This window comes from Aquimarina litoralis (assembly GCF_019295435.1).
GTDB classification, from domain to species: Bacteria; Bacteroidota; Bacteroidia; order Flavobacteriales; family Flavobacteriaceae; genus Aquimarina; species Aquimarina litoralis_A.
This window is the reverse complement of sequence record NZ_WEKL01000049.1, coordinates 11,538-32,918: the sequence shown is the minus strand read 5'-3', so window position 1 is coordinate 32,918 and position 21,381 is coordinate 11,538. Positions and strand designations below refer to the sequence as shown.

The window sequence follows — 21,381 nt, the reverse complement described above, 5'->3', positions numbered from 1 at the left end:
GCTGTTTTGTAAGCAGCAATACCAGCGGTAACACCTAAAAGAATTTTTTTACCGCTTAATATTGATGACATATATTATTTATAAAGATTCAGAATCTGTCTTTGTATTTCTGAAGTATATTTTACCTTCTAACCATTCTTGTGCTGCAAGTGCATGAGGTTTAGGTAATCTTTCATAGAACTTAGAAACTTCTATTTGCTCTTTATTTTCAAAAATTTCTTCTAAGCTATCATTATATGTTGCAAATTCATCTAATTTTTCTAAAAGCTCCTTTTTGATATCAGTATTGATCTGATTAGCTCTTTTAGATATTACAGAGATTGCTTCATATATGTTACCTGTAGGTTGATCAACCAAGTTTTTATCGATAGTGGTTGTATTTACAGGTGCGTTACTTTTTTTCAAATCCATCTTCTCCTAAGTTTTCTATTTAAATTTTTCTAAACGTGTCATTATATCTTCTGAAATTTCTTCAGCATCGGCAGTAAATTCACCTTCTTTATAGTACTTTTTATAATTATCGTAGAAACCTTTTGCAGTTTCTAATCGTTCCTTTACAAAGACCTCATAACTTCCTATTGCCAATAGGTATTGAGATTCTAGCTTGTAATATAATGCTTTTTCCCTAAAAGTAGATCCCGGATAATCTATTAAATAATTATCAAAAGCTTTGATAGCTACTTTGTAAATCTCTCTATGATGATATTGCTTTGCAATTTCAAATGCTTTTTTCTCCTTTTTATTCCTTAATTCGGCAACTAATTTATTCGCTTCTTCCAGATTCTCACTATCAGGATAAGCATTAATATACGCCTGGAGCTTTTGAATAGCTTCATCGGTTTCTTCTTGATCTAAACTATATCTTGGTGATAGGAAATAATAACTCTTAGCTCCTTTATAAAAGGCTTCTTCTCTTTTTTCACTATTAGGATACGATTTAGCAAATCTTTCAAACTGATATCCAGCAAGATAATAATCCTCTAAATTGTAATAAGTATCTGAGTAATAATACATCACTCTTTCTGCTTGTGGTTTTCCTCTAAATTGAGGAACAATCTGTTCGAAAAGACGTAATGCTTTCTTATACTTACCTGCTTTATACAATTCTTCTGCTAACTTATATTTAGGTCCAACTTCCTCATCTTTAAGTACTTTTTGATACTCACTACAAGAACCTAAAACAATTACAAAAGTTAACAAAAACAATAATTTCTTCATATCTTAAAAAACATCTGGCAAAAATAGATATTTCTACCGTATTACAAAAACTTTAATTGATCTATTAAATAACTACTCAAAGACATTGTTGTTGCAAAATGAAAAAGAAAAAAGGAGTCCTTCTAATCTTTTGATTTAAATGTTTTGGTTTCACTAATTTTATCATGGTCTAAAATAGTGTAGCCTTCATCATCATAGTCAAATGCTTTAACGAAAGTTTCGTCAATTTTTAAATCTCTAAGAACATATGAATGCACCTGATGTACTTCTTGGGTGAAAGATTCATCGTAGTAACTTATCAAAATTAGGATCTCTCCATGTAAATCAGGTAAATCTTCTCTTGAAAATTCTGCTAACGGACTAGATTCTGTAATAGGATGTACAATCGTCCAAGTAGTTGGTAAATATGTAATCTGATTCCTTTCTAATTTAAGACTATAAAAATTATTTTCATATTTAGCATTCTTAGATTTTCGTGATAAAGCTAATGTGACTTCCGCTTTGGGGCGTATCATAACATTAGTACTTCTACTCATCAACCTAAACATAATACTGTCTTGCCCATTATGCTTTCGAAGTACCATTTTTTCACTAAATCGTATACTTGATTTTGGTTTTGAAAACCTACCGTATAATAAACCAGTAATAAAAGAAAAACTCAAAAGCCCTATCAAAGCTTCAATAGAAGAAATTACACCAAAGACAACTCCTTTGGGTGCCATCGCACCATATCCTACTGTTGTCACTGTTTGAGCAGAAAAAAAGAAAGCTTTTAAAAAGTCTCCAAACAAATTTCCTGTAGGTGCCGTAATTGCAGAAATACCAATGGAAACATAGATAATCGCAAATATTGAATTTACTATAATATATCCTATAAATACCCAGCAAAAAAACTGAAGCCAGCTAATACTAATCAGATAATCATAACTTCTAGAAATAGAAGTACGTCTATTAATGTGTTTTATATTAAAAGAACCATCTGGATTGATGAATCGTTTTGCTAATTTATCGGATGATAAACCAATTCCAGGATCTTTTATTTTTTTTGCCATAAAAGGATATTAATTATTCTTTATGAAGTCTTCTATTTTATTTGATAGACTTTCCGAAGCTGATACTAAAGGTAATCGAACATTATCATCACAAACTCCTTTATTTTTTAAAATATTCTTAATTCCAGCTGGATTCCCTTCTTCAAAAGCATAATCTAAAACTGGTAATAATTTATATAAAATTTGAAAAGCTTCTGTTGCATTTCCCGAAAGCCCCAAACGTATCATCTCTGAAAATTCTTTTGGATATCCTTGACCTATAACACTAATTACTCCATCGCCACCAGCAGTTACTAAAGGAAGAGCTAATGCATCATCTCCAGAAATCACTAAAAAATCTTTTGGCTTGTCTTTCAAAATCCTAAGTACTTGTGTAAAATCTCCTGTAGCTTCTTTGATACCAACTATTTTATCTAATTGAGCTAGTTTTAGGGTAGTATCAGAAGTCATATTTGTTCCTGTTCTAGAAGGAACATTATATAACAGAACCGGTAAAGGTGATTGATCATTTATCATTTTATAATGCTGATAAATCCCTTCTTGAGTTGGTTTATTATACATTGGTACTACTGATAAAATAGCATCAAAATCCGATGTATCGGTATCTTTCATTTCTTGAAGAATAGCTGCAGTATTATTACCACCGATACCAATTACCAATGGTAATCTTTTATTATTTATTTGTACTATATGCTTTACTAATTTCTTCTTTTCTTCTTTAGAAAGTGTAACTGATTCTGCCGTAGTTCCTAATACGACCAAATATTCAACACCTCCATTTATACAAAATTCAACCAATGATTCTACCCCATTATAATCAATAGAACCATCATTATTAAAAGGCGTAGCTAACGCTACTCCAGTTCCTCTCAGAAAAGCACTCATATTATATTATCTGTAAAATTTTTAAATATTTTTTTAATTCGGAAATAAAAAGATTGGTGTTTTGATTTGCAGAACCTATCACTAAATCATTTATTCGATTGTCTATCTCCGCAAAACCAACTTTAAACTTAGCTTTAGATGCGGCAGCTACATAATCTAATTCTAATTTACTTTCAGAATAAAAATTGATTAATATATCATAATCTTTATTGATAAATTGTGTTAAAGAATTACTCTTGATTGATCCTCCAACCCCAAAACTTTTATCGTTGTAATAGGCAGCATCTTTATCATCAGTAATTTCTTTCTGATCCTCTTTATACCCCATTACTTTTAAACTTTCCGATTTTACTCCCAATTCGTTAGCTAATTTAACAAGGGATAAGATATTAACCGATTGTGAAGCATCAATTAAAACGGCAAGACTTCTAATATTACTGACTTCTTTAGCCCTAGATTTTCTTGTTTTAATATGAGATTCAACGCTTTTCTTTAAAGCATTTCGTTTAAGACCTTTTAAAATCATTTACAATAAAGATTAAGTGACAAATGTAGCTAATTTCCATTTTAAATAACACAACAAATCATAATAAAAATTACGAATCACACCGAATTATCAACAAAAAGTTAAATATTTAACAACTATGCTTGATCTGTTTTTATATACTATATATCAATTCTATTTCCTTTAAAGATAGTTTGTATTTTCTACATTCCTTTCTACTAATTTAACCTCAATTAAAAATCTTAGAAAAAAATACAAGCCTATTATTTCGGTAATATTTATAAGCACTGTAAATATCTTCGTATAGTAGTAGAAATGATTAATTAATAACAGAGCACTTACAAAAAGACAACAACTCCCTGAAATAAATAATTTAAAATTACCTTCATATTTATTCATTAAATAAATTATAAAACAGGTCCCAACAAAAAGTAAAAGCACCAACATTATTGCGAAAAAAGAAAAGACATAATCCTCAAGATTTGGCAATACCATCTGAGATACAGAAAAAACTAAATATACTACCAGAATAAAACTAACAAAAATTGGTAGCGTTGTAAGTCTGGTTATTTTCAAATCTCTAATAGCTATATATTTTTTTAATAGAAAAATATTTATCAAGTAAAATAAACTTACCGTGATAGCAACATGATTAAAGTATTTATAAAAATCCACATAAACCAGAGTGTCATTTACTATAAGTATTAGMATACTCAGAGTAAAATAAAAAGATATAGACTTTTTTTCAGTAATACAGATAAGAATAAGAGCAATAGGCACAAGTGGTTTGACAAAAACCAAATGTATATTTTTGAAAAATATTGCAGTAAAAATCACCACAATAAATGATATATAAAAAAACACATATGCCAACTTAATACTCTTCAATATCTAATCTTTTGAGTCAATCTAATTGGAATTAAAATACTAAAACTAACAGCTAAATTAAAAAAACTCCACATTGTTAGGTTTTAGATGATTTTGTTCTATGAAAAACTTAATTAAAAAAAAGTGCCCAAAAACTTGAAGAACATTGCTAAACACTACAAAAACATCTAAATGAACATATAACTTATTCAGAACGGTAATAATATTTACGATAAGAAAACAAGAAGCCGCAATCATTAAGGAATAACTTACCACAGTTCTACTATTTAGATAAATATAATAGCACAATCCAATAAACAATATGAAAAAAACAATAAAGATATTAAGATATACCTGATCTTCAATTATACTTACCGAAATCATATCGGCCACAGAATAAATTACATAAATAATCAAACCCATTGTAATTAATAGTTGTATCGTAAAGATTTTCTTAAATTGGGTTTTGATTTTTTTTAAGCTTTTCCAAAGTAAAAATATATTAAGACAATAATAGAAAGACATTAAAACATTAATAATTCTAAAATATTTTTTAAAATCTATTACTGATAAAACCTCGGCTATTAATACTAACAATAGTGCAAACAAAACTAAATATCTAGCTTTCTCAGCTTTCACCAAATAAAAAAAAGACACAGCGCAAACTACTAGCGTTTTAGTGTATACCAACCAATTCTCTTGAAAGATAGAAGTCAGCAAAAGTAATCCACCCGATAGATACAAAAACCAATAAGCCAATTTAGTTCTGTCCAAAACTATTTCAATTTACATTTTAAAAACCTTCAAATTCTTCCGATTTTAAGTATTTATATTTTGTAATCATATAATTCACTAAAAATACAAGCGCCAATGCTTCACAAATCAATCGAATCACCTTCAATTCATTTGATTGAAGGTAAAACTGATCTATCAACAAGATAAAATCGCTAAAAGAAAAATTTAACATTGCTAAAAAAAACCATAAGGATTTTTCTGATCTAATATTTATGTAATGCATGGCTCCCACGATTAGCAAAACATAAAGCAATAATAAGTGAAGAAACCCTATCAAGCTTAAATCTCCCATTGGTTCTCTAATAACTAAATAGGTAATAAAAAATATAACGGTATATAAAGAGCTACCTAAAACTAAAGTAAAAACATCTCTTTGATTGTATTTAAATGATTTATGATTGTAATACAAAAAATAGAACAACATTAAATATCCTATAATCCTAATAATCATTATTTGCTTTATAGTTATATCTTCTATTAGAAAATGAATCAATTCGGCCAGAAAAAATAGACATAAAACGATCAAATTAAGTAGTTTTATTTTTTTACTACTCTTCAGGTAGTGTAAAATAATAACTATAAACAAAACAGGTTTGCTGAAATTATGTAAAAGCGAAACTCTAAACACAAAACCTAACACCTGTAATACGATCAAAAAAGAAATTAAAAATCTTAGTAGTTTTCCTTCATTCATTATAATTTATGGTAAAACAGTGGAAACACCCCTCACTTTTTACTAGATTAAACAATTTTTCCTTTGGTTAATATACTAAATTCCAGCCAAATAACCGAAATAATAAAATCAACCCTTAACTAATTCTTTATTTTAAGTGGATTAGCACTGGAGATTTTAAACTTTACCAGAAAATATACTGCTAATAGCTGATAAATGGAATTGATGATTTTAAGCTCTAAAGAAGAAACATAAAACCTGTCTAAGGCAAAACAAGTATCGCTAATTACAAAATTAAGTATTGCGATGACAAACCAGAGAGATTTAGGTGATCTTATATTTATATATTGAAATACCGCACCAATTAACAATAGATATAGAATAATGATATAAACAATACCAAAAGGTCTTATATCACCCATAGCCTGATTCGTAACGGCATAAATCTGATAGACAATAATTGTCCATACCACCATAAATACTGATAAATACGCAATATCAATATTGTTATAATCTAGCTTCTTGTGATTTTTATACAAAAAATAAAACAAGATAAAATAACAAAGAGTATAACTTAACAAAACATATCGAAATCCATTTTCTATACCTGTTAGCAGAAAAATATCACCTAAAAAACAAAGTAATAAAACACATGAAAATAACAGGTTTACCTTTTTAACATTAAACCAATACAGCATAAAGAACAAAGGAACTGTCATCGGCTTGACGTACAATTCTAATACGGGATTTTGCAATACAGTACTTAGAACACATAAACTACCTGTTAGCACTAACAATATTTTAATAAGTGTTCTTATTTTCATGTGTTTATTATATTATTATAGAAGTCACATGGAACTCACCATACATTATTCTGTAATATTTCAAAATTTTAAAATAGTAAGTCTCATTGCTAAATTAAGTTTAGAAAATCATCTTCACTAATAATAGCGATTCCTAACTTATTTGCTTTTTCTAATTTACTTGGACCCATATTTTCTCCTGCTACCACATATGAAGTTTTAGAAGAAATCGAACTAGAAACCTTACCTCCATTATCTTCAATTAGTTTCTTCAATTCATTACGGGAAACCTTTTCAAAAACACCTGAAACCACAAAAGTTTGCCCATTTAAGGTATCTTTTTGATTCGCTAGTTTCTCTGCAGAAATTTGCAGTTGTACACCATAATCCTGTAATCTATGTATGAGTTGTTTATTCGCTTCTATATTAAAAAATTCTTGTACACTCTGCGCTATTTTTACACCAATCTCATCTACACTAACTAAATCTTCTTCTGAAGCTTCTATAATAGCATTTATTGTTTTATAATGTTTCGCCAATTTTTTTGCTACCGTTTCTCCAACATATCTGATCCCTAAACCAAATAACACACGTTCAAAAGGAATCTCTTTAGATTTTGCTATCCCTTCAATTAAGTTATCAGCACTTTTTTCTGCCATGCGTTCTAAAGGAATTACCTGCTCCCTTTTCAAAACATATAAATCCGCATAATTTTTGATCAACCCTTCTTTCACTAATAATGCAACAGTTTCACCTCCAAGACCTTCAATATCCAAAGCTTTTCGGGAAATATAATGCTGTATTCTACCTACAATCTGAGGTGGACAACCTTCTGTGTTAGGACAATAATGCTGTGCTTCGCCTTCTTTTCTTATTAATGGTGTACCACATTCCGGACATAAAGTAATATATTCGGTAGGCGTTGAATTTGGATCTCTTTTAGTAAAATCTACACCAACGATTTTTGGTATAATCTCTCCTCCTTTTTCAACAAAAACCGTATCACCTTCTCTAATATCCAATTTCGCAATTTGATCTGCATTATGTAAAGAAGCTCTTTTAACAGTGGTTCCTGCAAGCTGAACAGGTTCTAGATTAGCAACAGGGGTTATCGCTCCTGTTCTACCTACCTGATATGTAATCTTGTTAAGCTTGGTAGCAACTTGCTCTGCCTTGAACTTGTAGGCCATAGCCCATCTCGGAGCTTTCGAAGTAAAACCTAATTCTTCTTGTTGTTGTAGATTATTAACTTTTATAACGACTCCATCGGTTTCATAAGGCAAATCTCTTCTTTTTTCATCCCATAAATTCACAAAATCCAATACTTCATCTATAGAATTTGCCAAACGTGATTCTTCCGGAACCTTAAACCCCCATTCTCTAGCTTTCCCTAAACTTTCAAACTGTGAATCAATACCTAATCGATCACCAGCCAAATTATACAATAAACAATCTAAAGGTCGCTTTGCTGTTTCACTACTATCTTGAAGCTTTAAACTTCCAGAAGCAGTGTTTCTAGGATTTGCATAAGGTTCTTCTCCAGCAGCAATGCGCTCTTGATTCATTTTTGCAAACCCTTCATATGGTAATACAATCTCTCCTCGAATATCAAACTTCGGAGGATAATCTCCTTTTAATTTTAAAGGTACAGATCTAATGGTTTTTACATTCGTAGTAACATCATCTCCCTGAATACCATCACCTCTAGTAACTGCACGAAGCAATTCTCCATTTTCATAAGTAAGACTTATAGATGCTCCATCATATTTTAGTTCACAAGTATAACTTACATCTCCATCGACTAACTTTTTTATCCTAGTTTCCCAATCCAATAAATCTTCTTTAGAATAAGAGTTATCCAAAGAATACATGCGTTGTTCATGTACAACTGTATTAAAATTTTTAGTAACCTCTCCTCCAACTCTAAGTGTTGGTGAATTAGGGTCATAAAACTGTGGATTTTTATCTTCTAAAGCCTGAAGTTCTTTCAACTTCATATCAAATTCATAGTCGCTTATAGTAGCAGCATCTAGAACATAATAATTATAATTATGCTGTCTTAATTCTTCTCTTAATTGATTGATTTGTTCTTCTATATTCATCGTTCTGATATCTATTTTACCCCTAAGTTGATACTGTATTTTTATGTTCTATCAGGTTGTAACCATTTTGGTACTTGTGCTGGTTTAAATGCTTTCATTTTTTCTAATAAAACATCAATATGATCATCTACTATCAAAAGATCATAATTTTCTTGTTTCAAAAAACCTTGTTTTACCATATGCTTTAACAGTCCTAATAAATGATCATAAAACCCATTGATATTTAACAACCCTATCGGTTTTTGATGTAATCCCAATTGTGACCAAGTAATAATTTCGAATAGTTCTTCTAAGGTTCCAAAACCACCTGGCAAAGTAATAAATCCATCGCTAAGTTGATGCATTTTCATTTTTCTCTCGTGCATGTTATTAGTTGTGATTAACTCTGTTAACCCCAGATGCACAACTTCCTTTAGTTTCAAAAAATCAGGAATTACTCCTATTACTTTTCCTTTTTTATTCAAAGCTCCTTCAGCAACTTTTCCCATGATACCGATTTTGGCAGCTCCATATACCAGTGTGATATCATGACTTGCTAATTTCTCTCCCAATAAAAGAGCTTCACTCACAACCTTAGTGTCATTTCCTTCACTACTTCCACAAAAAACACAAATAGAAGTTAGATTATTCATAGTTTATTCATATTACATATAACCAGCCTTTATCATTCGATCATTATCATATATATCTTTACGAAGATCGACCGATGTATAGCCGAATTCTTGGATCATTTTTTTAGTTTCGAATCCAAGATATTGATTAATTTCAAAATATAACATACCATCAACAGCTAGACTTTCTTTAGCTAGCTCTGTAATCTTCCTGTAAAAAACTAATGGATCTTGATCAGAGACGAAAAGTGCAATATCTGGTTCGTTATCCAAAACATTAGGTTTGATTTCTTTTTTTTCTAACTCTCTTACATAAGGAGGATTAGAAACTATAATATCAAAATTTTCATTTAGTGTATCAACCTTTAGAATATCTTGGTGCACAAATTGTATGTCTACATTATTAGATTGTGCATTTTGTTTAGCAACTTCAATAGCCTTTTCTGAAACATCTATAGCAAATACTTCTGCACCCTCTATCGTCTTTGCCAGTGATATAGCGATACATCCACTCCCAGTTCCTATATCAAGAATCTTAAGACTCTTATTACTAATTCTATTTTGACAATCCTTAATTATCCAGTCTACTAATTCTTCAGTTTCCTGTCTTGGAATCAAAACATTCTTATTTACTTGAAACATTAGCCCATAAAATTCAGTGTTTCCTAGAATGTATTGAATAGGTTCCTGGTTTAATAATCGAGATTGAGCTTCTTCAAAATATCTCAATACATCTTTGCTCATCACCTTTTCTAAAACCAATGCTATATCTATACGCCGTAAACCTAGTTTATTTTCAGAAAGCAAATAAAAGAATGATCTGGCTTCTTCTATCCCATATAATTCTGATAAAGAAGCTACAAAATTGTTTCTAAGGTCCTTAATTTTCAAACTTATAAATCTTTAATCATCCAAGCTTGACAATTATAATGTCCAGTGTCTCCCATAGGTGTATCCAAATATGTGAATCCTACTTTGGCATATAATTTTCTGGCATCTTTCATATAGGGCATTGTTTCTAAGTAGCATTTTGAAAAACCTTGTTCTCTAGCAAAATCTAGACAGGTTTCCATCATTTGATGCCCTAACCCTTTACCTCTTGCTTCAGGTAAGAAATACATTTTTTGAAGCTCACAGATCTCTGAACTCTCTTTAGCCAATTGTGCAATTCCCGCTCCACCAATAATTTTCCCATTATCTTCTACCACAAAATAATTTTTTCTTTCACCATCATACGTTTCAAACATAATATCCAATTCTTCATCCTCATATGCAGTTCCAACTTTAGGAACCCCCATTTCTATCAAAACTTCTCTAATTACTGTTGCCAAAGCTTTATTATCTTCTAGAGCAACTGGACGTATTTTTATGGCACTCATTCTAATATAAATACTACTTTTGTGGATATAAAACTCCGATTACATTTTAGGCTTTAAAACAATCGGAAGATACATTAATTCTATACAGTAGTCAATGAAGAAGTTTTTATTCTTATCAACAATATTTGCAATCTTATCAAGTTGTTCTGTATCTAAAAAACCAGAATTCTTGCACATCTCCAAAATAGATGTTAAAAATGTAAGTATGCGCAACATAACCATAAATGCAGATGCTGTTTTTATGAATCCAAATAATGTAGGAGGCAAACTTTCCATCGATGATATGCATATTTTTGTTGATAACATTGATGTGGGAACAATATCATCTGAAGAATTTGATGTTCCTTCTAAAGATGAATTCAAAGTTCCTTTAGAAGGAACTTTTTCTATGTCCAAAATATACGAGAATAATAAGAACAACCTTCTAAATAGTGTTATAAAAATGGTACAAACTGATTCTCTTAACGTTCAGTATAAAGGAAATATCAAATACCATTTGGGCAACTTTTCATATACCTACAAAATTGAAAAAGAACAAAAAGTAAGTTTAAGATAATACCATGGATGTACATAAAAAATTCATGAGAAGATGCATTCAGATCGGAAAGAATGCTTTAGGCAACGCACGTCCGAACCCTATGGTTGGCTGTGTAATTGTTCATAATCAACGGATAATTGGGGAAGGGTTTACAAGCCCTCACGGAGGAAGTCATGCAGAAGTGAATGCAGTAAACTCTGTAGAAGACAAATCATTACTAAAAGAAGCGAGTCTTTATGTTACCTTAGAACCTTGTTCTCATTTTGGAAAAACTCCTCCTTGTAGTGATATGATTATACGAAATCAAATCCCAAAAGTCTTTATTGGAACTATAGATACCCATAGCAAAGTTGCAGGAAAAGGTATTGAAAAACTAAAAAATGCCGGTTGTGATGTAGTTGTTGGTCTATTAGAAGATGAATGTAGACAACATCATAAACGTTTTTTTACATTTCATAACAAAAAGAGACCTTATATCATTCTAAAATGGGCACAAACACAAGATAATTTTATCGCTCCAGAAAAAAGTGAAGAAAGAGCTCCCGTTTGGATTACTAATTCATATGCAAGGCAATTAGTACATAAGTGGCGTGCTGAAGAACAAGCAATCCTAGTTGGAAATAAAACTGCTATTAAGGACAACCCTAAACTTACCACTCGTGATTGGGCTGGACAACATCCTGTACGTATTCTGATAGATCTTTATAATAAGATCCCTAGTAACTCTTCTATTTTAGATCAATCGACAAAAACAATTGTTATTTCATCTAAAGCTTATACTCATAAAAGCAGTGATAATTTAATTTACGAAGTTGTTGAACCTAACGAAAATATTATTAAGCAAATCTGTACCATTCTTCACAATCATGAAATACAATCTGTACTTATCGAAGGTGGTAGTTATACAATTCAATCTTTTATAGAAGCTGGACTTTGGGATGAAGCTCGAGTTTTTACCGGATCGACCACTTTTTCGCATGGCATAAAAGCACCTTCACTTTCGGGCACACTAGTATTGGAAGAAAAAATTATGAACAACACCTTAACTATCCTCAAAAATGATTAAAACAATTATTTTCGATTTTGGTGATGTTTTTATCAATTTAGATAAGTCTGCCACGAACAAAGAACTTTTAAAATTTGGTTTACCTTCTCTCACCAAAGAATTTATAGATATCAATGAATCATATGAAATTGGCGCTATAACTACAATGGAATTTATTAACTATTATCAAAAAGCATTACCTAACTCCTCAGAACAACAGATAATAGATGCTTGGAATGCTATTTTAAAGGATTTTCCTATTGAGAGACTTGACTTTTTAAAAAAACTTTCTAATGAAAATAAGTATAAATTAATTTTACTGAGCAATACAAACGAATTACATATTAGCTGGATCCAAGAAAATATTCCATTTTATTTAGATTTCAAATCATGCTTTGATGCTTTCTATCTTTCGCATGAAATTCATTTAAGAAAACCGAATGCTAATATCTATGAATTTGTGATTAACAAACATCAATTAAGTCCTACAGAAACTCTTTTTATTGATGACACATATGCAAACACAGAATCTGCCAAACAATTAAGAATTAATATATGGAATAACAACCCTAAAACTGAAGACATAACGGAACTATTTACCAAAAAAACTGATTTATTTTGATTTACTTATTGCTAAGCATACTCGCTTCTAGTTGGATATTTATTACGTTCAAGCTATTTACGAAGTATAAAGTAGACACTCTGCAAGCTATAGTAATCAATTATATCGTTGCCTCGTCTTCTGGTTTTATAGCATATTCTAAACCCATTAATCTCGATAGTATTTCTAGCTTTAGTTGGTTTTATATCACCATTGCTCTTGGGCTTATCTTTATTTTGGTATTCAACCTAATGGCCATTACAACTCAAAAAAATGGTCTTTCAGTAGCAGCAGTAGCCAGTAAAATGAGTGTAGCAATCCCCGTAATATTTGGTATTATTGTCTATCAAGAAAGCACTGGACTTTTAAAGATTTCAGGAATTTTAATCGCACTGGTAGCAGTCTATCTTACTTCTGTAAAAAACGAAAATGGAATTTCTATAAAAACGCAAAATCTAATATACCCTTTACTAGTATTCTTTGGTGGTGGTGTTATTGACACAAGTTTAAAGTATATGGAACAAAATCATGTTGGTGAAGAGGAAACCTCCATATTTTCAGCCTGCATTTTTGGTTTTGCAGCAATAATTGGCATATGCGTCTTACTATTTAAATTTATAAGAAGAGAGTTAGATATAGAACTTAAAAACATAATAGCAGGAATTTGTTTAGGTGTTCCTAATTATTTCTCCATCTATTTTTTGATTCAAGCATTACGAAATGAAAATATGGACAGTTCTACTGTGTTCATTATAAACAATGTTGCTATCTTATTACTTTCTACACTTGCTGGAATTCTATTTTTTAAAGAAAAATTAATCCCGAAAAATTGGTTAGGTATTATACTGGCTATAATTAGTATTTTATTAGTTACCTTTTCCATTTAAAAAATAATCTATTGAATACAGAAGATTCATATAAAACAATTGAAACACCAAGTGAAGAAGTTTTATTTAAAGACAAAAACAGTAAGTTTTTTGGATACTCTTTTCCAGTTACCACCGAAGAAGATATAAAACAACGAATAGAATCATTAAAAAAACAGCATCATTCTGCAAGACATTGGTGTTATGCTTGGCAATTAGGAGTTGAAAATATTAAATACCGAAGTAATGATGATGGAGAGCCATCAAATTCTGCAGGTCAACCGATCTATGGCCAAATCCAATCTTTTGAAGTAACGAATATACTTATTGTCGTAGTTCGCTATTTTGGTGGAGTAAAATTAGGAGTAGGTGGATTAATTAATGCATATAGAACGGCTGCTAAGTTATCTTTAGAATCTTCACATATTGTTCAAAAAACAATAAATATTAAATTCTGCATCACTTTCGAATATCAGAATATGAATAAAGTAATGCGAATAATTAAAGAAAAACAGATTACAATAATCGATCAAAAACTAGAATTAAACTGTAGCATATTCATTTCTGTAAGAAAAACGAAGGCAAATGAAATAAAAGATCTTTTCTCTACGTTGTATCAGATAGAAATTGAACAATTACCCAGCTAGTTTTTTTTCAATAATTTCCAATAAGTAAGGAGGACATAAAATTGGCTTTCGTGTTTTTGTATCGACAAAGACCAATGTAGAGGAGGCAATTGTTAATAAATCTTGGTTTTGATTATATATTTTGTAGTCAAAAACGATGCGGACTGTAGGAATTTTCTTAAGACAAGTTTTAACAGTTAATTCATCATCAAAGAAGGCAGATTTCTTAAATTTAAAGTCTAAGGCAAAAACAGGAAGCATGACACCGCTTTCTTCCATAGATTTATATGAAATACCTAATCGAGACAACCAATCAATACGGGCTAACTCCAAATACTGTGCGTAATTACCATGGTGTACGACTCCCATTTGGTCTGTTTCGGAATATCTAACTTTTAATAAAGTTTCGGAAGTGATTGACATATATTTGATTAAAAAAAAGATGCGTTATTTAACATTAGTTATACTTAAGTATGCGAAAAAAATAATTAAAATTCAACCCCAAAATCGTTTTTTTTTTACATTTTTTGTTCACATATTTGTCAAGCAAAAAAAGAAGGAACTTTTTCAACAATTTTCCGTTAATAACTATATAAAAGTAATCTAACCACTCTAATGAATTTAACTGCGCAATCAGTTTGGGATAATTGTCTGTCGTTTATTGAAGATAATATTACCCCACAAGCTTTTAAAACCTGGTTTGAACCTATCAAAGCTGTAAAGCTTACCGATAGCGCATTAAGCATCCAAGTACCCAGTAAGTTTTTTTATGAGTGGCTAGAAGAACATTATGTAAATCTTCTTAAAGTTTCTCTAACTAGAGAGTTAGGCGAAACTGCTAAGCTAGTATACATAATTAAGATGGAAAATACCTATGGTAATAAAAAGCCATTTACTGAAAAGATACCAAGTTCCAACAGAACTCCTGTTACATCACAAGAAGTGGACGTTCCTATTAAAAGTAAAAATCCGGAACTTAAAAACCCTTTTGTAATTCCAGGAATTAGAAATGTAAAAATTGAATCCCAGTTAAATCCAAGTTATAATTTTGATAACTTTTTAGAAGGAGATTCTAATAGACTAGCTAGATCAGCCGGAATGGCTGTTGCCAATAAACCAGGAGGAACCTCATTTAACCCATTATTAATATTTGGAGGTGTTGGATTAGGAAAAACACATTTAGCTCATGCTATCGGTGTTAATATAAAAGACAATTATCCTGAAAAAACCGTTCTATATATTTCTGCGGAAAAGTTCACGCAGCAATACATCGAATCTGTAAAAAAGAACAACAGGAACGATTTTATACATTTTTATCAAATCATTGATGTTTTGATTGTAGATGACATTCAGTTGCTATCTGGGAAAGCAGGCACGCAAGATGTGTTCTTCCATATATTTAATCATTTACACCAAAACGGAAAGCAAGTAATCCTTACCAGTGATAAAGCTCCTGTAGATATGCAGGATATAGAACAAAGATTACTTTCTCGATTTAAATGGGGACTATCTGCTGAATTACATCAACCAGATTTTGAAACTAGAATATCTATTATCAAAAACAAACTGTATCGTGATGGCGTAGAGATGCCTGAAGATATTGTAGAGTTTTTAGCTAATAACATAAAAACGAATATCCGTGAATTAGAAGGAGCCATTATTTCCTTAATAGCACATTCTTCATTCAACAAGAAAGATATTACCATTGATCTAGCAAAAGCTATAGTTGACAACTATGTTAAAAATACAAAACGAGAAGTTTCTATAGATTATATCCAAAAAGTAGTAAGCGACTATTTCCAAATGGATGTAGAAACACTACAATCCAAAACCAGAAAGCGTCATATTGTACAAGCTAGACAATTAGCTATGTTTTTTGCCAAAAAATTAACCAAAGCTTCCTTAGCTAGTATTGGAACTCAGATAGGAAAAAGAGATCACGCAACGGTATTACATGCTTGTAAAACCGTAGACAACCTTTCTTCAACCGATAAGCAATTCAGAAAGTACGTAGAAGATCTAGGTAAAAAACTCACTCTTTAAGTCAATTTATTTTATATGAAGACTAAAATTCTAATGGTTTGCTTAGGAAACATATGCAGATCACCATTAGCAGAAGGTATTTTAGCTTCTAAACTTGATTCAGAAACGTTTTTGGTACAATCTGCAGGTACTAGCAATTATCATATTGGAGAAAAACCCGATAGAAGATCTATCAGTACAGCAAAGAAACACGGCATTGATATAAGTAATCAAAAAGCAGCTCAGTTTACAGTGAATGATTTCGATACTTATGATCTCATTTACGCAATGGACAACTCAAATTATCAGAACATTATTAAGCTATCAAGGAATGCTCAGGATCGTAAAAAAGTAAAACTTATTTTAACCGAACTACATCCCAACGAAAACTTAGATGTTCCAGATCCTTATTACGGAGGGGAACAAGGATTTGAAAATGTATTCCGGATGCTAGATGAAGCTTGTAACCAATTGATCGAGAAGCTTTAAGGAAATAACAATTTTAAAAAATAAACTTTTTGTATATTTAGTAAAAGTTAACCATCTAAATATAATATTCTTTGAAAAGTATTTTAGTATTTTATTTTAATCCAATACTTCTTTATCATAAAGCCAATAGTAATAATAAAAAACTAACCCAAATCAAATTCAAAGAACTAATCAATTTAAATTCATTTAATCAAAAAATTAGTATTGTATAAATATGGAATCAAAACCCCTGGATCCTAAAGGAAAATTATATTTAATACCTACTCGATTAGGAGACGATGTTCCTTTAGAAGTATTACCGATATCCATCAAAAAAGTTCTAGAACAGGTAAATCACTATATCGTTGAAAACGAAAAACCTGCTAGAAGGTTCATCAAAAAAGTAAGCCCCAGTAAATCACAAAGATCACTTATAATACATTCTGTAAACAAATACACAGATGCTTCGGAAATACCTAATTACCTAGCACCATGTTTAAATGGAGAATCTATTGGATTATTATCAGATGCAGGATGTCCGGGCATCGCAGATCCTGGAGCAGAAGTCGTACGATTTGCCCATGAAAAAGGAATTCAAGTAACTCCATTAGTAGGCCCTTCTTCCATATTCTTAGCTATGATGAGTAGCGGTATGAACGGTCAAAATTTTTGCTTTAACGGATATCTTCCTATTGACAAGAATGAAAGAAAATCTACCATTAAATCACTTGAAAAAAGTTCTTTAGAAAACAATCAAGCACAAATCTTTATAGAAACTCCTTATCGAAATGATAAAATGTTCGCAGACTTAATTTCCATTTTAAATACGAATACCCGATTATGCATTGCCAGCGACATCACTCTTACCACAGAGTACATTAAAACAAAAACTATAGAAGAGTGGAAAAAAGAACAAGTTGAGCTTCACAAAAAGCCTACTATTTTTATTATCCAAAGAGATTTTTAAAGTTTATACCAAACTATAACTCTACTTTCGCTTTTCTATTAGGAACAACAAAAGACGTATCAAAACCTGAAAAACGTTTCATGTAGTAACGAATAGTAGTGCCAAAAGCGTCAGCAAAACCATTTACTCCTCCACTACGAAGGTACTTTTTAACAGCACCAGGACCAGCAAGATGAGCAGCAGCTAACACCCCAGATTCAGTAACTTCAATTCCGTTTATTCGTTTCCCTGTAAACCATTTAAGATCCCGACGTAAGATCCACTTATTTCTGGAAAGATTTGCGTAAAACGCTTTTTCTTGTAGCGCTGGATTACTCAAAAATTGATTTTTATTTTTAATCCCAATCAATGCTAAGGTACCCATCCCGAACTGATATTTACCCATATAACCAAATTGATTCACAACGCCATAATCTCCTCTAGATTCTTTAAAAGCTACAGCCTCTTTAAATCCAACATAAGATTTGCCTAATTCTGGATAAATTATAATATCATCTACATTATCCTCTATCTCATTAAAGTTCGGTGCAATGTAGTACAAATCTAAACCTGCAGTACTATATGAGCTAAAATCCGTGCGTTCCTTTGGTGTAAAACTTACCAAAACCACTCCCCCGATTGTAAGAATTACAGAAAGTCCAATTATCCTTTTTATCATATAAAAAATTTCTAAGTAGACACTCAAAAAGCGTTCCCCTCTACTTAAATTTTTGCGGTGCAAATATACGACTTTATTTTTAATGTATTTATATCAAATGTTAAATTTATTATAACGTTGATAAACAGCGTTTTACACTAAAAAAAGGGTTAAAAAAAGTCATGAAAAACCAAAAAAACTCTTAATATTGACACTTAAACGTCAAACCAATGGTTTTTATCGATAAAAATCACACATCCATTCTGATCGGATATTCACAACATTTCAAACGATATTGTTAATAAAAAAATCGAAAACATGATATTTCAATAAAAAAAATCTGCTCATTTTCCTACAAAATGGTTTAAGTTTTTCACCTCTTTACACCTTGTTTATTTATCCAATTGATGTACTGTTTTTTATTTCTATTATGCTGTGCAATAGTCTTTGCAAATTTATGATAGCCAAAATTTTCAACGTTAGCTACAAAGAAGTAATATTCATGCTTTTCATAATTAAGAACTGCATCCACAGCAGAAATATCTGGCATAGTAATAGGTCCTGGTGGTAAGGAATTATATTTATAGGTATTATAAGGACTATCTAACTCTAAATCTTTAAACAATACTCTTTTAATAACAATATCCCAATCATTTCTATGTTTTTTAAGTGCATATATAACCGTTGGATCTGCATCCAGCTTCCATCCATTATTATATCGATTCATATAGACTCCTGCAACCCTTGGACGTTCATCTACTTTAGCTGTTTCCTTTTGAACAATAGAAGCTACCGTAACAACTTCATTTTGGGTCAAACCGATTTTCTGAGCTTTAGCTTTTCTTTTATCATTCCAAAAGCGATTATATTCTTTCAACATACGATTTCTAAACTGCTCTGCAGAGGTATTCCAAAAAAACTCATATTTATTTGGCACATACATCGCCAAGGCATTATCTAATGTAAAACCATTTTCACCAATAAAACTTTCATCCTTAAAAGCTTTAACAAGCGATATACTATCGGCTTCAATCTGTTGCGCAACTCTACCAGCTAGATTTTCCAGACGTTCTTGATTATTAAAAGTTAATTGAATTGGGATGTTTTTGCTTCTCAATAGATCCACAAGTTCATTATTATTAAGACCTTTTTTAATAATATATCTTCCAGCTTTTACTTTGGCTGTATATCCTTTTTTTGCTGCTATCCTATCAAAACTATAAGGGTCTTTTAATAAAGGATGTATTTCTTTTCTTAACTCTTGAAAGGTAGTTCCCGAAGAAATAAATATAGTCTTAGTCTCGGTTTCGAAGTTTGTATTCGGTGTAAAGACAGCTTGATACACATAATATGCAAACCATCCACCAACTAACAAACCTACCAAGGCGATAAATAATAAAATTCTTTTAATGTACATATATATATTGATATAATAATTCGTCCTTATAAACACCATTTATAAGGTTCCATTCTTTTTTAACCCCAACATTCTTAAAACCTTCTTTTTCAAACAAATGAATGCTTGCTAAGTTATCATCCGCGATATTTGCATAAAGCTGATGTAATCTAAGATGGGTTTTTCCGTATTTCTTTATGAGACTTAATGCTTCTTTACCATATCCTTTTCCACGATTTTCAGGTTCGGCAATTAGAATACCCACTCCTGCTCTATTATGAGTTGGATTAAAATCAAACAAATCTATCAAACCAATAGAAGCTCCATCATTCGTACTTATCAGAAGTCTTAGCTGTTTAGCATCATATATATCTTGATGGGCATTTTCTAAATATTGTTTGATCAAAAATCGAGAGTACGGTGTTTGAGTGGTACTCATTTCCCAAATTCGCTCATCATTCTCAATGATATAAACAAAATCGAGATCTTCAGGCTCTAATGCTCTTAAGTAAATATGTTCACCTTGAAGTGTTAACATACAATTTCACCTTTAAAAACTTGCTCTGCGGGACCAATAAGAAATACATCTTCATACCCCGAATTAGTTTCTCGGAAAGTAACTCTTAATTGACCTCCAGGAGTTTTAATATTTACTTCTTCTTTATTTGTCTTTTTTGTTGCGTGCATGGATAATGCTACTGCAGTTACTCCCGTTCCACAGGACAAAGTTTCATCCTCTACTCCTCTTTCATAGGTTCTTACAGAAAACAGATCTTCATTTTCTTTTTCAACAAAATTAACATTACTACCTGCATCAAAATAAGGAGCTCCATTTCTAATTTGTTGTCCTACATTGTATACATCATACTTAGCTAAGTCTTCAACCATAGTAACATGATGAGGAGAACCTGTATCTAAAAACAAATGAGAATCATGTTTCTCTATTGCTGAAACATTTTGCATTTGAAGATATACCAATTCATCCTTGATTTCTGCTATATGCTTACCATCAATAGCTGTAAAGGTTGCTGTATCTTTTATCACCCCCAAAAACGCAGCAAAAGCAACAAGACATCTCCCTCCATTTCCACACATCGTACTTTCATTCCCATCTGCATTAAAGTATACCATTGTAAAATCATCTTCTTCGTTTTGAGGAAGTTCCAATAACATAAGGCCATCTGCCCCTATCCCAAATTTTCTGTCACAAAGTCTTGCAAATAATTTGGTATCATTTTTGGACAAGATAGACTCTCTATTATCAATGATAACAAAATCATTACCTGTACCTTGATATTTGTAAAAAGTTAAGTTCATTTATTTAA

General features: G+C 31.0%; 23 protein-coding genes. 8 read left to right on the top strand and 15 right to left on the bottom strand.

What is annotated here, in order from left to right; translation table 11 throughout:
* Positions 1–78: 78 nt before the first annotated feature.
* The 10 genes from GBO31_RS19775 to GBO31_RS19730 form a co-directional block, all read right to left on the bottom strand.
* Positions 79–411: a DNA-directed RNA polymerase subunit omega gene (locus GBO31_RS19775; protein ID WP_219010201.1), complete on the bottom strand. Its 333-nt coding sequence runs from the start codon at positions 409–411 to the stop codon at positions 79–81.
* 15 nt (positions 412–426) lie between these two features.
* On the bottom strand, positions 427–1,218 hold the full coding sequence (locus GBO31_RS19770; RefSeq protein WP_219010200.1) for an outer membrane protein assembly factor BamD: 792 nt from the start codon (positions 1,216–1,218) through the stop codon (positions 427–429).
* A gap of 122 nt (positions 1,219–1,340) precedes the next feature.
* Positions 1,341–2,270 (bottom strand): ion channel, encoded by a 930-nt coding sequence (locus GBO31_RS19765; protein ID WP_219010199.1) that lies wholly within the window; start codon positions 2,268–2,270, stop codon positions 1,341–1,343.
* A gap of 9 nt (positions 2,271–2,279) precedes the next feature.
* Positions 2,280–3,155, bottom strand: coding sequence for a 4-hydroxy-tetrahydrodipicolinate synthase (gene dapA / locus GBO31_RS19760; protein WP_219010198.1), 876 nt, complete (start codon positions 3,153–3,155; stop codon positions 2,280–2,282).
* Between the two features lies 1 nt (position 3,156).
* Entirely contained in the window at positions 3,157–3,681 is a 525-nt protein-coding gene (locus tag GBO31_RS19755) for a DUF6913 domain-containing protein (RefSeq protein ID WP_246615926.1), read from the bottom strand.
* Between the two features lie 2,454 nt (positions 3,682–6,135).
* Positions 6,136–6,819 (bottom strand): lysoplasmalogenase family protein, encoded by a 684-nt coding sequence (locus GBO31_RS19750; RefSeq protein ID WP_219010197.1) that lies wholly within the window; start codon positions 6,817–6,819, stop codon positions 6,136–6,138.
* 89 nt (positions 6,820–6,908) lie between these two features.
* A complete protein-coding gene (ligA, locus tag GBO31_RS19745) occupies positions 6,909–8,900 on the bottom strand; it encodes an NAD-dependent DNA ligase LigA (RefSeq protein WP_219010196.1) in 1,992 nt (663 codons plus the stop codon).
* Between the two features lie 41 nt (positions 8,901–8,941).
* Entirely contained in the window at positions 8,942–9,532 is a 591-nt protein-coding gene (locus tag GBO31_RS19740) for a TIGR00730 family Rossman fold protein (protein ID WP_219010195.1), read from the bottom strand.
* Positions 9,533–9,544: 12 nt separating this feature from the next.
* Positions 9,545–10,402 (bottom strand): peptide chain release factor N(5)-glutamine methyltransferase, encoded by an 858-nt coding sequence (prmC, locus tag GBO31_RS19735; RefSeq protein WP_219010194.1) that lies wholly within the window; start codon positions 10,400–10,402, stop codon positions 9,545–9,547.
* A 2-nt stretch (positions 10,403–10,404) separates the two neighbouring features.
* Positions 10,405–10,890: a GNAT family N-acetyltransferase gene (locus GBO31_RS19730; RefSeq protein WP_219010193.1), complete on the bottom strand. Its 486-nt coding sequence runs from the start codon at positions 10,888–10,890 to the stop codon at positions 10,405–10,407.
* 94 nt (positions 10,891–10,984) lie between these two features.
* Between GBO31_RS19730 and GBO31_RS19725 the strand changes: the two genes are divergently transcribed.
* From GBO31_RS19725 to GBO31_RS19705, 5 genes are read left to right on the top strand one after another with little or no spacing between them, the layout of a single operon-like run.
* Positions 10,985–11,446, top strand: a complete 462-nt coding sequence (locus GBO31_RS19725; RefSeq protein WP_219010192.1) for a hypothetical protein — start codon at positions 10,985–10,987, stop codon at positions 11,444–11,446.
* 4 nt (positions 11,447–11,450) lie between these two features.
* Positions 11,451–12,494, top strand: a complete 1,044-nt coding sequence (ribD, locus tag GBO31_RS19720) for a bifunctional diaminohydroxyphosphoribosylaminopyrimidine deaminase/5-amino-6-(5-phosphoribosylamino)uracil reductase RibD (RefSeq protein WP_219010191.1) — start codon at positions 11,451–11,453, stop codon at positions 12,492–12,494.
* Positions 12,487–13,095, top strand: coding sequence for an HAD family hydrolase (locus GBO31_RS19715; RefSeq protein WP_219010190.1), 609 nt, complete (start codon positions 12,487–12,489; stop codon positions 13,093–13,095). Before ribD ends, GBO31_RS19715 begins: the two co-directional genes overlap by 8 nt.
* Positions 13,092–13,961: an EamA family transporter gene (locus GBO31_RS19710; RefSeq protein WP_219010189.1), complete on the top strand. Its 870-nt coding sequence runs from the start codon at positions 13,092–13,094 to the stop codon at positions 13,959–13,961. Before GBO31_RS19715 ends, GBO31_RS19710 begins: the two co-directional genes overlap by 4 nt.
* A gap of 11 nt (positions 13,962–13,972) precedes the next feature.
* Positions 13,973–14,587, top strand: a complete 615-nt coding sequence (locus tag GBO31_RS19705) for an IMPACT family protein (protein WP_219010188.1) — start codon at positions 13,973–13,975, stop codon at positions 14,585–14,587.
* Here the strand turns inward: GBO31_RS19705 and GBO31_RS19700 are convergent.
* Entirely contained in the window at positions 14,576–14,989 is a 414-nt protein-coding gene (locus GBO31_RS19700; RefSeq protein ID WP_219010187.1) for an acyl-CoA thioesterase, read from the bottom strand. The genes GBO31_RS19705 and GBO31_RS19700 overlap by 12 nt on opposite strands.
* 192 nt (positions 14,990–15,181) lie before the next feature.
* On the opposite strand from GBO31_RS19700, the gene dnaA reads away from it, so the two are divergent.
* The 3 genes from dnaA (at position 15,182) to GBO31_RS19685 (ending at position 18,023) form a co-directional block, all read left to right on the top strand.
* Positions 15,182–16,609: a chromosomal replication initiator protein DnaA gene (gene dnaA, locus GBO31_RS19695; protein WP_219010186.1), complete on the top strand. Its 1,428-nt coding sequence runs from the start codon at positions 15,182–15,184 to the stop codon at positions 16,607–16,609.
* Between the two features lie 15 nt (positions 16,610–16,624).
* The gene (locus GBO31_RS19690) at positions 16,625–17,077 is read left to right on the top strand and encodes a low molecular weight protein-tyrosine-phosphatase (RefSeq protein ID WP_219010185.1); all 453 of its coding nucleotides are present in this window, start codon (positions 16,625–16,627) and stop codon (positions 17,075–17,077) included.
* A gap of 214 nt (positions 17,078–17,291) precedes the next feature.
* A complete protein-coding gene (locus tag GBO31_RS19685; RefSeq protein WP_219010184.1) occupies positions 17,292–18,023 on the top strand; it encodes an SAM-dependent methyltransferase in 732 nt (243 codons plus the stop codon).
* Between the two features lie 13 nt (positions 18,024–18,036).
* Here GBO31_RS19685 and GBO31_RS19680 read toward each other — a convergent pair whose 3' ends face one another.
* The 4 genes from GBO31_RS19680 to dapF form a co-directional block, all read right to left on the bottom strand.
* The gene (locus tag GBO31_RS19680) at positions 18,037–18,681 is read right to left on the bottom strand and encodes a peptidoglycan-binding protein LysM (RefSeq protein WP_219010183.1); all 645 of its coding nucleotides are present in this window, start codon (positions 18,679–18,681) and stop codon (positions 18,037–18,039) included.
* Positions 18,682–19,033: 352 nt separating this feature from the next.
* Positions 19,034–20,077: an endolytic transglycosylase MltG gene (gene mltG, locus GBO31_RS19675; protein ID WP_219010182.1), complete on the bottom strand. Its 1,044-nt coding sequence runs from the start codon at positions 20,075–20,077 to the stop codon at positions 19,034–19,036.
* Positions 20,067–20,594 (bottom strand): GNAT family N-acetyltransferase, encoded by a 528-nt coding sequence (locus GBO31_RS19670; protein WP_219010181.1) that lies wholly within the window; start codon positions 20,592–20,594, stop codon positions 20,067–20,069. The genes mltG and GBO31_RS19670 overlap by 11 nt, the downstream gene beginning before the upstream one ends.
* Positions 20,588–21,373, bottom strand: coding sequence for a diaminopimelate epimerase (gene dapF, locus GBO31_RS19665; protein WP_219010180.1), 786 nt, complete (start codon positions 21,371–21,373; stop codon positions 20,588–20,590). Before dapF ends, GBO31_RS19670 begins: the two co-directional genes overlap by 7 nt.
* Positions 21,374–21,381 lie beyond the last annotated feature (8 nt).